This window comes from Bacillus sp. CCNWLW194 (assembly GCF_037120585.1).
Taxonomy (GTDB): domain Bacteria; phylum Bacillota; class Bacilli; order Bacillales; family Bacillaceae_G; genus Bacillus_A; species Bacillus_A basilensis.
The window spans coordinates 177,740-190,136 of the sequence record NZ_JBBBBL010000011.1; the positions used below are offsets into that span (position 1 = coordinate 177,740).

Annotated in this window: 15 protein-coding genes and 2 pseudogenes; 7 read left to right on the plus strand and 10 right to left on the minus strand. The window is 33.7% G+C overall.

The annotated features are described in order from the left end of the window. Positions 1 to 89 precede the first annotated feature (89 nt). Positions 90 to 521, plus strand: coding sequence for a DUF2621 domain-containing protein (locus V7S50_RS23635; protein ID WP_000889382.1), 432 nt, complete (start codon positions 90 to 92; stop codon positions 519 to 521). Between the two features lie 131 nt (positions 522 to 652). Here the strand turns inward: V7S50_RS23635 and V7S50_RS23640 are convergent, their stop codons facing one another. The 3 genes and pseudogenes from V7S50_RS23640 to V7S50_RS34100 form a co-directional block, all read right to left on the minus strand. Beyond that, a complete protein-coding gene (locus tag V7S50_RS23640; RefSeq protein WP_001028639.1) occupies positions 653 to 1,159 on the minus strand; it encodes a CcdC family protein in 507 nt (168 codons plus the stop codon). 90 nt (positions 1,160 to 1,249) lie between these two features. Continuing rightward, positions 1,250 to 1,957, minus strand: a complete 708-nt coding sequence (gene ccdA, locus V7S50_RS23645) for a cytochrome c-type biogenesis protein CcdA (RefSeq protein ID WP_001152684.1) — start codon at positions 1,955 to 1,957, stop codon at positions 1,250 to 1,252. 16 nt (positions 1,958 to 1,973) lie between these two features. Beyond that, positions 1,974 to 2,117, minus strand: a pseudogene (locus tag V7S50_RS34100) (peptidase T). Between the two features lie 326 nt (positions 2,118 to 2,443). On the opposite strand from V7S50_RS34100, the gene V7S50_RS23650 reads away from it, so the two are divergent. Together V7S50_RS23650 and V7S50_RS23655 are read left to right on the plus strand one after the other, a co-directional pair. Further along, positions 2,444 to 3,352 (plus strand): EamA family transporter, encoded by a 909-nt coding sequence (locus tag V7S50_RS23650; protein ID WP_060631865.1) that lies wholly within the window; start codon positions 2,444 to 2,446, stop codon positions 3,350 to 3,352. An 87-nt stretch (positions 3,353 to 3,439) separates the two neighbouring features. Continuing rightward, entirely contained in the window at positions 3,440 to 4,585 is a 1,146-nt protein-coding gene (locus tag V7S50_RS23655; protein ID WP_242255082.1) for a M20 peptidase aminoacylase family protein, read from the plus strand. Between the two features lie 38 nt (positions 4,586 to 4,623). Here V7S50_RS23655 and V7S50_RS23660 read toward each other — a convergent pair whose 3' ends face one another. The 3 genes from V7S50_RS23660 to V7S50_RS23670 form a co-directional block, all read right to left on the minus strand. After that, positions 4,624 to 5,568: an ABC transporter permease gene (locus tag V7S50_RS23660; protein WP_063221314.1), complete on the minus strand. Its 945-nt coding sequence runs from the start codon at positions 5,566 to 5,568 to the stop codon at positions 4,624 to 4,626. Beyond that, complete coding sequence (locus V7S50_RS23665; protein ID WP_242255080.1) at positions 5,561 to 6,472, minus strand: ABC transporter ATP-binding protein; 912 nt, start codon at positions 6,470 to 6,472, stop codon at positions 5,561 to 5,563. The genes V7S50_RS23660 and V7S50_RS23665 overlap by 8 nt, the downstream gene beginning before the upstream one ends. 90 nt (positions 6,473 to 6,562) lie before the next feature. Then, positions 6,563 to 7,138 (minus strand): FtsX-like permease family protein, encoded by a 576-nt coding sequence (locus V7S50_RS23670; RefSeq protein WP_242255078.1) that lies wholly within the window; start codon positions 7,136 to 7,138, stop codon positions 6,563 to 6,565. 176 nt (positions 7,139 to 7,314) lie between these two features. Here V7S50_RS23670 and V7S50_RS23675 point away from each other — a divergent pair. Then, positions 7,315 to 7,913: pseudogene (locus tag V7S50_RS23675) on the plus strand (histidine kinase). 62 nt (positions 7,914 to 7,975) lie between these two features. On the opposite strand, the gene alsR reads toward V7S50_RS23675, so the two are convergent. Further along, positions 7,976 to 8,881 (minus strand): acetoin biosynthesis transcriptional regulator AlsR, encoded by a 906-nt coding sequence (gene alsR, locus V7S50_RS23680; RefSeq protein WP_063221317.1) that lies wholly within the window; start codon positions 8,879 to 8,881, stop codon positions 7,976 to 7,978. A gap of 152 nt (positions 8,882 to 9,033) precedes the next feature. Here alsR and V7S50_RS23685 point away from each other — a divergent pair, with 152 nt between their 5' ends. Then, positions 9,034 to 9,399, plus strand: a complete 366-nt coding sequence (locus V7S50_RS23685) for a CidA/LrgA family holin-like protein (protein ID WP_000872364.1) — start codon at positions 9,034 to 9,036, stop codon at positions 9,397 to 9,399. After that, the gene (locus V7S50_RS23690) at positions 9,396 to 10,073 is read left to right on the plus strand and encodes an LrgB family protein (protein ID WP_063221318.1); all 678 of its coding nucleotides are present in this window, start codon (positions 9,396 to 9,398) and stop codon (positions 10,071 to 10,073) included. Before V7S50_RS23685 ends, V7S50_RS23690 begins: the two co-directional genes overlap by 4 nt. 11 nt (positions 10,074 to 10,084) lie before the next feature. On the opposite strand, the gene V7S50_RS23695 is transcribed toward V7S50_RS23690, so the two are convergent. Further along, entirely contained in the window at positions 10,085 to 10,498 is a 414-nt protein-coding gene (locus V7S50_RS23695; protein WP_242255076.1) for an NUDIX hydrolase, read from the minus strand. A gap of 142 nt (positions 10,499 to 10,640) precedes the next feature. Here V7S50_RS23695 and V7S50_RS23700 point away from each other — a divergent pair, with 142 nt between their 5' ends. Further along, entirely contained in the window at positions 10,641 to 10,874 is a 234-nt protein-coding gene (locus V7S50_RS23700; RefSeq protein WP_242255074.1) for a DUF3903 domain-containing protein, read from the plus strand. Between the two features lie 315 nt (positions 10,875 to 11,189). On the opposite strand, the gene V7S50_RS23705 is transcribed toward V7S50_RS23700, so the two are convergent. Continuing rightward, entirely contained in the window at positions 11,190 to 11,993 is an 804-nt protein-coding gene (locus V7S50_RS23705) for a sulfite exporter TauE/SafE family protein (RefSeq protein ID WP_142332739.1), read from the minus strand. Positions 11,994 to 12,053: 60 nt separating this feature from the next. Next, positions 12,054 to 12,200, minus strand: a complete 147-nt coding sequence (locus V7S50_RS23710) for a BC1881 family protein (RefSeq protein ID WP_000644411.1) — start codon at positions 12,198 to 12,200, stop codon at positions 12,054 to 12,056. Between the last annotated feature and the right edge of the window lie 197 nt (positions 12,201 to 12,397).

The following is a 12,397-nucleotide window of genomic DNA, read 5'->3' on the forward strand; positions in this document are numbered from 1 at the left end:
TCAAAATGACCAAGCGTTCTTGCTTTCTATGAATCTCACTGTTTATAATATGAATAAAAGAAAACCGCAATCATTAAGGGGGGATACACTTGCTCGAAGGATGGTTCAGTTGGTTTATTGTGCTATGGACTGTTATTTTACTGGGACTTATGTCTATTGGTGGATACTTTATGTTCAGAAAATTTTTAAAACGATTACCAAAAGAAGATGGTATGTCTATTTTAGATTGGGAAGAGCACTATATTAATAAAACGAGGCATTTATGGGATGACGAACAAAAACAATTGTTAGAAGAGCTCGTAAGTCCTGTTCCTGAACTATTTCGCGATGTTGCTAAATCAAAAATTGCTGGTAAAATCGGAGAACTTGCATTACAAGAAAAAGCCTCTCAAATTACACAAGACTTAATTATTAAAGGGTATATTATTGCTACACCAAAGCGTGATCATAAATTTTTAGTAAAAAAACTACAAGAAAAAGAAATTGATTATTCAAATTATAAAACTTTATTAGCAAAATAATCTTCATTTTTCAAACAAGTTAACCGCAAGACTAAACAATTTATAAGTTGAAATTGGAACAAAAAATTATTAATAATATCAATAAAAAAAACAGCGTCTTTGACGCTGTTTTTTCTGTACAGATATATACTTCACGTTAGTTTCATATCTTTTTCATTATAAAAGCCATCTTCTTTTTCCATTTCCTTCTGTAATTTCGTAAAGGAACGGTACATCGCAATTCTCCATGACACAATCATCGCAAATGCCAGTAAGAAGAACATGCCACTAAGTTGTCCTAAATCAAGAGATTGGCTTAAGTATGTTTTAAATACAATACGCACGACAAGTAATCCAATTAAAATAAAGACAAATGCTTTTGAACGCTTCAAATAAATCTCTTGTCCTCTAATTTCAAATTTAGACGTTTTAATAAGAAAAATAGAGAAAAACAAACCAACTCCAATTGCTTCTAACATTTCTGCTGGAGTTAATCGAAATTCAGGAAAAACATACATCAATGCTCCCGTGCTCATAAAAAATGGCGGAAGTATAATTTTTTTCAATGTTGCAGGTTTCTTAGCTGCTTTTAAACGAATAAACATCGCACCAACAGCCATACAAACAGCAACGATACTGGATAAAACAACTATGTTCATATTTTCTCATCCTTTTTTGTGGCTATATGCAAAATATACTTTCATTATATGCTTTTCCGTTAGTATTTCCAACATTTTCACAGAATAATACTAAAAACCGGTAAAACCACCAAATAAACTTGAGAAATATACGATAATTTTCGTCATCCAGTTAAAATATAGGAAGATACCCATAACAATCATAACGTATCCCCCGATTTTCATGAACTTCATACTATTTCTTTTAATCCAAGACATTTTCGTAATAAAGAATGATAGCACAAAGAACGGGATAGCGAATCCAAGTATGTATGCGATCATATAAATCATTGCTGATTCTGGATTTGTTGCCGCTAATCCGATTACAGACACTAAAATAGGTCCTGTACAAGGCGTCCATCCTGCAGCAAATGCTAAACCAATTAAAACAGATCCAAAATAACCACTCGGACGATTTTTAAACGTAAATTTACGGTCTTGCATTAAAAACTTCGGCTTAAACACACCGACAATAATAAGACCGAACACGATGATAAATATACCACCTAACTGTCTAATTAAATCTTTATAATTTGTAAAGATACCTCCAATAAAACTTGTACCAAATCCAATTGCAATAAATATAATTGAAAATCCAAGTAAGAAAAACGCTGTATGTATCATACTTCTTTTGCGAAGCATTGCATTTTCTTCTTTCAGCTCAGAAACCGACATACCTGTTATGTACGATAAAAATGCCGGATAAAGCGGTAAGCAACATGGGGAAATAAATGATAAAAACCCGGCGCCAAACGCTAAAAAAATACTAATATCTTGCATTATTCCACTCCTCTCCTTACATATTGTAGCAAAAACACGTAAAAATACTATGAACAATTCGTGAAATCACTTTTCCAACATGATAATAAGAAAAACTAACCTTTCACACAGTTTCTAAAAAAACGTTTTCATTTCCTTCTATTATATAGAAAAATCTCAATTAAACTACAAAACCTCTCTAATGTTATTAACATAACAAAGGTACCCTAGTTTCTCAAATGATTAGCATGTTACTAGTACGTCTATATACATATTGATTAAAAAATATTTTTTTCAAATGCTGTCTTTATACAATACAAACCTGATTTTACAATACTTCTATTATTATTAATTTCAAGATTATGCATAAATATCATACTTTTATTATTATTCTATAAAATGTCACACTTTTCTTTTATTTGACCCTTTATTTTTAATTTTGTATACTTCCCTCTAGTTATATATGTCCGTTACGGAACAATTTCATATAGATGGGAGGAATTTTTCATGCTTCGTTATTCTCTTTTAGTTTTATTAGGAGCGTGTAGTTATGGGATTTTAGCTATTTTCGTTAAACTTGCATATGCAGAAGGATTTTCACTTGGAGAGGTAATTGGCAGCCAATATATGTTCGGTTGGATTATTTTGCTTGCTATTACACTTCTATTTTCTAGACACCGTGTCCCATTAAAACAAGCGTTAATTTTATTCGTTGCAGGAACATCTGCAAGCTTCACTGGAATTTTTTATTATGCATCATTAAAAACTGTACCAGCATCTATTGCAATTATACTTTTATTCCAATTCGTTTGGGTCGGAATTATTATTGAAGCAGTCTCAACAAAAACATTACCTTCAAGAGAAAAAGTTATTTCCGTTATTTTCTTACTTGCAGGTACATTTTTATCAAGTGGTTTACTAGAAAAATCAGCAGGTGATTTCGATACGACTGGAATCATACTAGGTTTATTATCTGCTGTTACATTTGCAACATACATTTTTGTGAGCGGAAAAGTTGCTGTTGAAGTACCTTCATTACCACGTGGTGTTCTCTTAATGGCTGGAGCTTTAACTTTAGTAATGATTGTATTCCCACCCACATTTATTTTTAACGGTGCAATTTCTGAAGGACTTTGGAAATACGGTTTAGGTTTAGGAACATTTAGTATCGTTATTCCTTCTATCGCCTTTACAATTGGTATTCCAAAGATTGGTTCTGGCTTAGCGACTATTCTTGGCGCAGCCGAACTACCAGTTACAACAATTATGTCTGTATTCGTTTTAAAAGAAGCTGTACTATCTTCACAATGGTTCGGTGTATCACTTATTTTAATTGGTATTGCAATCCCGCAAATTGCCTATGCAATGCGTGGACGTTATCGTAAACATCATACACACAAAAAACTGGCAGCATAAACGAGAGAGGATTTTCATTTGAGAATCCTCTCTTTTATTATTGTATACTTAATGTAAATACTTTATTTAAGAAAGAGGTCATTCTAAGTGGCAGCCAATCTAGAGCAATTAACTGAGACGCTGATTTCTATTCGTCGAAATTTACATGAGCATCCAGAATTATCATACGAAGAATTTGAAACGACGAAAGCTATAAAAAATTGGTTAGAAGAAAAAAACATCACGATTATAAATTCTAGTTTAAAAACAGGCGTTATTGCTGAGATTTCGGGGAATAATAGTGGACCGCTTATAGCAATCCGTGCTGATATTGATGCCCTTCCTATTCAAGAGGAAACAAATTTGCCGTACGCTTCAAAAATTCACGGTAAAATGCATGCTTGTGGGCATGATTTTCATACAGCTTCTATTATAGGGGCCGCTTATTTATTGAAGGAAAAAGAATCTTCTCTTAACGGAACTGTGCGCTTTATATTCCAGCCAGCTGAAGAAAGTAGCAATGGTGCTTGCAAAGTAATTGAAGCCGGACATTTACATGGCGTGCAAGCTATTTTCGGTATGCATAATAAACCTGATTTACCAGTAGGTACAATCGGTATTAAAGATGGTCCACTGATGGCCGGCGTTGATCGATTTGAAATTGAAATTCACGGAGTTGGTACACATGCAGCTGTACCAGACGCTGGGGTAGATCCTATTGTCGCGTCCTCTCAAATTGTTATGGCACTCCAAACAATTGTAAGCCGAAATATAAGTTCTTCTCATAATGCCGTAGTTAGCGTTACAAACATCCATTCAGGAAATACGTGGAACGTTATTCCTGAAAAAGCTACGTTGGAAGGAACCGTTCGTACTTTCCAAGGAGAAACACGCGAAAAGATTCCAGCTCTAATGAAACGTATTATTCAAGGAGTTTCTGATGCATTAGGTGTAAAAACAGAATTTCGCTTTTATCCAGGTCCTCCTGCCGTTCATAACGATACATCTCTAACAAACTTATCGACTCAAGTTGCCGAAAAAATGAATTTAAATATTATCTCCCCTACCCCGTCAATGGCTGGAGAAGATTTTTCTTTTTATCAACAAGAAATACCTGGTTCATTCGTCTTTATGGGAACGAGTGGTACACATGAATGGCATCATCCAGCTTTTACAGTAGACGAGCGAGCTTTACCTATAAGTGCAGAATACTTCGCTTTGTTAGCTGAAAAAGTACTTAAACAATTTGCATAAAAAAGGAGCCGTTAAGACATACTTAACGGCTCCTTTTATTAAGTTAAATCACGTTTTAAAAATACTGTATAAGAAATGCTTAAAAATACAAATAAATACAGTAATAACATACATGAAGCAAACGGGAATGTTACTCCATCAATAAAACTTCCATTCTTTGAAATACTATATAAATCTGTATTTGCTGGCAATAAATATTTCGCCCAATCGTATCTAGTTGCTGCTAGTAATGCAATGTTTCCTGATAAAGCAAGAAATAGTGAAATACCAATTGCGCCTCCGCTAGATCTTGTTAACACAGAAATCATAAATGCAAACGCTGCGTACACAATAGTCGGCAACCACGATAAAATATAATACTTACTAGCTTCTACAAAAATATTTTGTTTTATAATATTTCCATCTTGGAATATAAACTCGCTCCATGCAGGCTGCTGGAATTTATAAATAACAAGTCCACATAAAATGGAGAAAATCATATTAAATATAAACAATAACGCTGCAAATATCACGATTGCTAAAAATTTAGCTGTTAAAATTTTAAATCGACTCGCTGGTCGTATCGTTAAAAATTTATATGTTCCCCAGCTATATTCATTCGCAAAAATTGTACTTGCATACACAAGGATAAATGGAAGCAATATTGGAAATACGATAAAACCTGTATCTCTCATGAAAGAAAGCGGGGAACTACTTGCCGGTGCAGTATCTGTATCTAAATGCTTCATCTTAAGTTGATATTCATTTACAAGCTCGTCTCCAGATCGTTCTGCTAAAATAGCTTCTTTTTTCATGCCTAGCTTTTTCTCTATTTCTACAGTTCGTTCTGTATAATCGGCTTTCCATCCTTTTGTTTCCGGCTCTAAATACTTGACCGTAACCCACCCTAATCCAATTATTAATACTGCAATAACTGCAAATGGAATAATCGTTCGCTTTCGCTTAAATATTTTATACAGTTCGTTATATACTAAATTAAACAATATCTTTTCCCCCTGTTAATTCTAAAAATTGCTCTTCTAACGTTTTTCTTTCTTCATATACACGATAAACTTGAATATTTTTCTCAAGCAATGTACGAATAACATTTGGGATTTCTTCATCTTTTACATTAATAAGTAGATCATTACCTTTTATTAAAACATCTTGTTCTAATATTTCTACCGCTTTATTCGCATCATCTACTCGTATACGAATTGTCTCCATCTCTTCGCTTTGATTATGCTGAATATTTTGCGTCGCCACATATTCTCCGTGCTGAATAATGATAACTCTTTCACACATTAATTCAACTTCTGAAAGTAAATGACTAGATACAAGTACCGCTTTCCCTTGTTCATGTGCAATTTTCTTTATGTACATTCTCATTTCATGTATTCCACTAGGATCTAATCCATTCGTTGGTTCATCTAATATCAATACATCCGGATCGTGAATAAGGGCTTGAGCAATTCCTAATCGTTGTCTCATGCCGAGTGAATATGCTTTTACTTTGCGATCAATTACTTGTCCCATCCCTAACAATTTCACTACTTCATCGATACGTTCTTCTGTCACGTTACCATTCATTCGTCCGAAATATGTTAAATTTTCATAGCCGCTCAAAAAAGGATAAAATTCCGGTGTCTCAATTACTGCTCCAATTTTCGCAGCAGTATTTTCAAATTGCTGTTTGACAGATTGACCGTCAATCCAAACTTCGCCCTCTGTCATGCGAATCATGCCGACCATCATTCTCATTAAAGTCGTTTTTCCAGCACCATTTGGTCCGAGCAAACCAACTACTTCACCTTTTTTAACTTCGAAACTAATATTTTCTACAAGTGTCTTTGAACCGATTCGTTTCGTTAACCGCTCAACTTTTACAATTGATTGTTCTTTTGTCATTCTATACAACCTTTCCTTCCCATTCTTTGTCAGGTCTTTACACTGTAACATGATTATTTTTATGTGTAAAATCGAAAAAGGCATGATTTCTCATGCCTTTTCCTTGAAATGAAATGGATTTTTATCTTGTAAACTTTGAATAAATCGAAAACATTGCAGCATCGATAATAGGAAGATAACGATCATAATTATACTAACAACTACTATTGCATATATTGTAATCGGCGCACTATTTATCCCTTGTATTCCTGCTATTTTCATAAAGATAATCATAAATAATTTCAAAAATAACATCCCATTAACTAACCCAAAAACAAATGCTGCTCCATAAATAAATAATTGCTCCTGACATAATAAACATAGTACGTCATTTCTCTTCCTATTCCTTGCTACATATGTTTGGAATTCCTCTCTCCTCACTAGCAGAAAAGAATACGTCATTTTATATGTAATAAACATACATATTAAAATGACTACGATAAACAGCGTGTAAAAATACATTTGAAATAAAAGTGTAGTCCCTAATCCCACAGCAACTACTTCATTAAATTGTAGCGATATCATAAAAAATAAAATCATAGTACTCATAGCAATCCACATGAATTGCTTCATCCTTTTGGCAGCAAATGTTCTTATATTTTTTCTCACTAACCGACATACAGACATACATTCTTTCCCCTACCTTACTTCATAACAAACTCATTCTATACTACTAGTGTATAAAAATATGACATTATTAACATCGCACTACAATAGGAGTTTTTTCTAAGTCTTTAGTCCTAGAAAACAAAAGGGTAAATAGATCATATTTAGAATATAATTGTAAAAAAAGGGGGGATTGCATGCGTATAAAATTACTAGAAATCTTGTCTTTATTATTTCTTACAAGTTGTAGCCCACTAAAAAACAATGAAGTTTCCATTGTTGAGCCCTACAAATTAACAAAAGAACAATCTGCTATTTTACAAATAACTCCTTTTAAAGAAGGAAATAGCATGTTTTATTGTGTTACGCTTAAAAGTGAGAAAGATGAAATAAACGCTACGATTGATTATTATCAAAACGGTAAAAAAACAAACGAAATTGCTAATATAACTTCCTCACATTTTTCAAAAAAGAAAGTAAAACTTTCTTTTTTACCACCACATTTCCAACTCGATAAAGATGTACAAAAGCAAAAACATTGGTATGTTAATATTGAAGGTAGTTCAATGCTCGTTCCTGAAGAATTGCCTCCAAGTGTAAACAGCTCTGCATCTACCACGATTCAATCTGCTATAAACTTAAAATACAATCAAAAAACGCCTTTAGCCGCTATAATAAAAACAAATAAAGAAACCGTAAGAGTGCCAATGCTTGAAGAAAAAAAGCTATTGATCAATTATTACAAGAAAATGAACATGTTTATCTCTTTAGTATAGAGCTAAAAAAAGCACAATAAAGCGGAAATGCGCTTCATTGCATTTCCGCTTTATTGTTTAATGAGGTGTACTTTTAAATTAATTAATTATTCTCATCCTCAACTTCTATTCTTTTCTTCTCTCTTGCAATTTTTAAAAACTCCAAAAGCTCGGGATTGCTGTTCATTTTTTTGTAAGCTACTGACATTTCTGCAACAAAATTAGAATCATATAGCTCTTTATATACAACTTCTGTTTTATATAATTTATTTGCCGATACGGGTATTACTGTAATTCCAATCCCTGCTGCTACAAGTCCCATAACTGTTTGATATTCCGTTGCTTCTTGCACAATACGCGGGCTAAATCCGACTTCTCTACAAAGGGATAAAATTGTATCATACAAAGCTGGCCATACTGGTCTCGTAATAAATACAAACGGTTCATCCCGTAAATCTTCTATATGTATTTCATCTTTCTCTGCAAGTGGATGAGCCTTCGGTAAACATAAAGTACAAGATAGTTTTTGAATTGGCTCTAATTCTAATAATTGTGTTGGGATTGGTGGACGCAAAAATCCAATATCAATACGATTATCATGAAGTGCATGCACTTGATCTGGAGTAGATAATTCATGTAATGCAACAGATACCCTCGGAAATTTCTTTCTATACTCCCTTACGATAGATGGTAAAATATCATATATCGCCGCACCTACAAAACCAATTGAAAGTGAGCCCACTTCTCCCCTTTGGGCACTTTGTGCAATCTCTACCGCTTTTTCAATTTGTTCGAACGCTTTTTTTACTTCTTTCAAAAACATTTCTCCAGCTTCTGTTAATTCAACCTTTCTCTTCGTTCTTGAAAATAACATAACTCCCATTTCTTTTTCTAATTGCTGAATTTGTTGACTAAGCGGTGGTTGTGTCATTTGTAAACGAGCAGCTGCTCGTCCAAAGTGTAACTCCTCTGCCACTACAACAAAATATTGCAAATGCCGTAATTCCATTTTGGACACCCTTTTCCATTTCAATTAATACGTCTAATATATTAATAACATATAATTTATATATTAGACAAATTTTTCGAATGAACGTATAGTAGAAATTGTTAATTCTTTTTTACAATTTTTATGTAAAAAAAGAAAGAGGTGGTTACTGTATGAAATGGTGGAAATTAAGCGGACAAATTTTACTATTATTTTGTTTCGCTTGGACAGGTGAATGGATTGCAAAACAGGCACACCTCCCAGTTCCAGGAAGTATAATCGGTATTTTTCTATTGTTAATTTCGTTAAAATTTAACCTAGTGAAAAAAGAGTGGATACAGGACGGAGCAGACTTTTTATTAAAAGAACTTATTTTATTTTTCATTCCTTCTGCAGTCGCTGTTATACGCTACAAAGATACACTATCACAATATGGAATCGATCTCATCTTAATTATTATGATTAGTACACTTTGCGTCACTCTCGTTACAGGACTCTTAACAGAATTGCTACTAAAACGGAAAGGATCCGTACAATGATTGGCTTTCTTTGTTTATTATTAACACTATTCACATATTGGATATCGAAGAAAATGTATCAACGCTGGAATTGGAGCTTACTTTCTCCTCTTCTCGTCTGTCCTATTATTTTAATTGCTTTATTACTCGGACTAGACACACCTTATGAAACATATGAAACTGGCGGCCAATGGTTAACAGAATTATTAAAGCCTGCAACAGTTGCTTTTGCATGGCCAATCTATAAATACTTTGATTTACTCAAGAAACATGGAATGGCTATTTTACTTAATGTCATTGTCGGTTCGTTTTTATCAGTTATTACTTCAGCACTACTAGCAAATTATTTTCAAATTGATTCATCGTTAGAACATAGTTTAGCGCCTCATATTGTAACAACACCAATTGCAATGGCCATTTCAGAAATGATTGGTGGTATGTCACAATTAACAGCTGTATTTGTTGTTTTAACTGCATTAACAGGAGCATTGCTCGGTCCTTCTCTCATACGTATATGTCGTATTAAAACAGCGCTCGCAAAAGGCATTATGTTAGGCACGAGCGCAAATGGCACCGGTACATCAAAAGCATTTGAAATCGGTCCTGTAGAAGGAACAATCGCCAGTTTATCCATGCTTTTAACAGCAGGAGCTAGTTTAGTTATCGTTCCGCTTTTCTTATCGTGGATACATTAAAAAGCAAGTATTTAAATACTTGCTTTTTTATTTATATATTGGCATATTAACTCGTAATCCTCCAGAAACGCTAATGATAATGTTTCAACTTCATGTATTCCTTTCCAAGCAATTTCATGTATTAACTCATCAGGATCTTGTATTTTCATATTACCCCCTACTTTTTCTACAAAGTAATAATGAACATACACGGGAATTCCATATGTAATACCTTCTTTTTCATATATTTTATTTATAATTTCCACATTGTAGCCTGTTTCTTCCCAAACCTCTCGGATACAACATTCTTCTAATGTTTCTCCTTTTTCAAGTCCTCCACTTGGGATAGACCACCTTTTTTCTTCTCCCTTTTGTCCTTGCAATACCATTAAGACTTCATTTCTTTCATTTACACATATAGCTGCTGCACCTATCCATCTCTCCATTGTAAATCCCTCCCCTACAAACATTCGCCTTCTTTATTATTTTCTCCTTGAAAAAAAAGGAAAAAAGTCAAACGATGACGAAAGTTTACATGAACTTCATAGACAATCCCTTCTTAGAAATTAAAAATGGAAGGATGAAAATATGATTTCTAAATATGTTGTGGAATGTGTCTTTTGTGAAGAAAATCGAAAACCTCGTCAAGCTATCGTCACAGTTCCCGCCACTACTCAGCTACTAGCCATTGAAAAAGTGCGTATGGAATGTAAACGTCGTTTCGGAAAAGCTTTATTATTACAAACAGAAATTAAAGAAGAAATAGTTTTTGAACAAAAAGAAATTAAAGAAGAAATAGTTTTTGAACAAAAAGAAAGCTGACCATAAATTGGTCAGCTTTCATATCCGATCATATTTTCACATGAAGATTAGGGGCATCCTCTTTAAGGATCGGGATTTTCCCATTATGTACGTTCCATAATGGTCATCGAACAATATATTTCTATGCAATTAAATATTGAATAGAATAGGGCAAAACTTGTTCGCATTTTTAGAAAAGGGATAGGGATATAATTCAAGTAGTACTTCGAATACTCGAACTTTACACTCATTATATTAAAGCAAATCCTTTTATATGGGAAATATGAATTACTTACATAATTCATTCGTAAAACATATTAGTTTGCTATATTATTTTCACTCTATCAATAACATACATCCCGCTAAAACTGGTGTCATAATCATTGAAAGCTTCAAAAGCATACGTGGTGCATAATTTGTAAACTTCGCCCCGATATACGCTCCTAACATCGTCCCAATTAATACTTGCAATAATAATATATAATCTAGGTACCCTTCTGAACTATATCCCAGCCCACCTCCAATCGCAATCGGCAATATAACAAGCATTGTTGTTCCTACAGATTGCTGAATCGTTAATCCTAATAGAACCATTAATCCAAGTTGAATAAATGGTGCAGAACCAATCCCAAATGAACCAGCCATAATTCCAGTGACTAATCCAAGGCATATACATTTCATTATGTTTTCTTTCGAAAAATCTTTAATTTCTGCTAAAAGTAATTCTTCCCTATTTTGAAACTTAATTAATTTAATACACATAAAAATTGCAGATAAAAATAACATCCCAGCTGTAAACCAATGAAGAAGATGCGGTGGTATAAGTGAACCAATTTTTGAACCGATATAAGAACCCAGTGCTCCACATCCACCAACAATCCCGCCTATAGTAAATACAACATTTCCTTCGCGATAATGACTTATAACCCCAGATAATGTCGTAAATGCCATGGCAGTTAAAGACGTTGCAAGCGCAACGTGAATAGGAATGTGGAATACTAAAGTGAGTATTGCGATAATAAAACCAGCTCCCCCTGCTCCAACAAATCCTAATAAAACTCCCATTACTAACATCGTTATAATAATTGCCACAAACTCTCCCTCCAGTAATCCAATTATCCACCATATTCTTCCTTGCATACAAATAAAAAGCACCCTGGACGGATGCTTTTCGTACTTTTCAAAATTGATAATATGTACTTAATCTTGATTAATCAAAATAACAGCGGGGCCAGCAACTACTACTCCAGCTACTTCTATCTTTTCAAATTCCTTTACTGTAATAGATATAACGCCTTCTCTTTCCATCAATTCTTTACTCAGGACATCAGTCGGTATTGCTTTCACCGTCTTACCTCCTTTTCATTTATACAATATGATAAAGTGAAACTTTAATCAGTAGAGATTTGGTCCATTTCACACTGATTATAATTAGGCTGTTCGTTAATACGCATTAAAAATAACCCAACGCATCTATATATATGCATCACCTCCGCTTTCATTCCTTATTCCACTCAAAACCTTCACTCCCTTCCGTAACATAT

Bases quoted from the DNA above. Each gene is read 5' to 3' on its own strand.
- V7S50_RS23695 (WP_242255076.1), bottom strand. From the start codon at position 10,498: ATGGAGAGATGGATAGGTGCAGCAGCTATATGTGTAAATGAAAGAAAT.
- V7S50_RS23685 (WP_000872364.1), top strand. From the start codon at position 9,034: ATGAAATGGTGGAAATTAAGCGGACAAATTTTACTATTATTTTGTTTC.
- ccdA (WP_001152684.1), bottom strand. From the start codon at position 1,957: ATGCAAGATATTAGTATTTTTTTAGCGTTTGGCGCCGGGTTTTTATCA.
- V7S50_RS23705 (WP_142332739.1), bottom strand. From the start codon at position 11,993: ATGCAAGGAAGAATATGGTGGATAATTGGATTACTGGAGGGAGAGTTT.
- V7S50_RS23670 (WP_242255078.1), bottom strand. From the start codon at position 7,138: ATGTCTGTATGTCGGTTAGTGAGAAAAAATATAAGAACATTTGCTGCC.
- alsR (WP_063221317.1), bottom strand. From the start codon at position 8,881: ATGGAATTACGGCATTTGCAATATTTTGTTGTAGTGGCAGAGGAGTTA.
- V7S50_RS23650 (WP_060631865.1), top strand. From the start codon at position 2,444: ATGCTTCGTTATTCTCTTTTAGTTTTATTAGGAGCGTGTAGTTATGGG.
- V7S50_RS23700 (WP_242255074.1), top strand. From the start codon at position 10,641: ATGATTTCTAAATATGTTGTGGAATGTGTCTTTTGTGAAGAAAATCGA.
- V7S50_RS23640 (WP_001028639.1), bottom strand. From the start codon at position 1,159: ATGAACATAGTTGTTTTATCCAGTATCGTTGCTGTTTGTATGGCTGTT.
- V7S50_RS23690 (WP_063221318.1), top strand. From the start codon at position 9,396: ATGATTGGCTTTCTTTGTTTATTATTAACACTATTCACATATTGGATA.
- V7S50_RS23665 (WP_242255080.1), bottom strand. From the start codon at position 6,472: ATGACAAAAGAACAATCAATTGTAAAAGTTGAGCGGTTAACGAAACGA.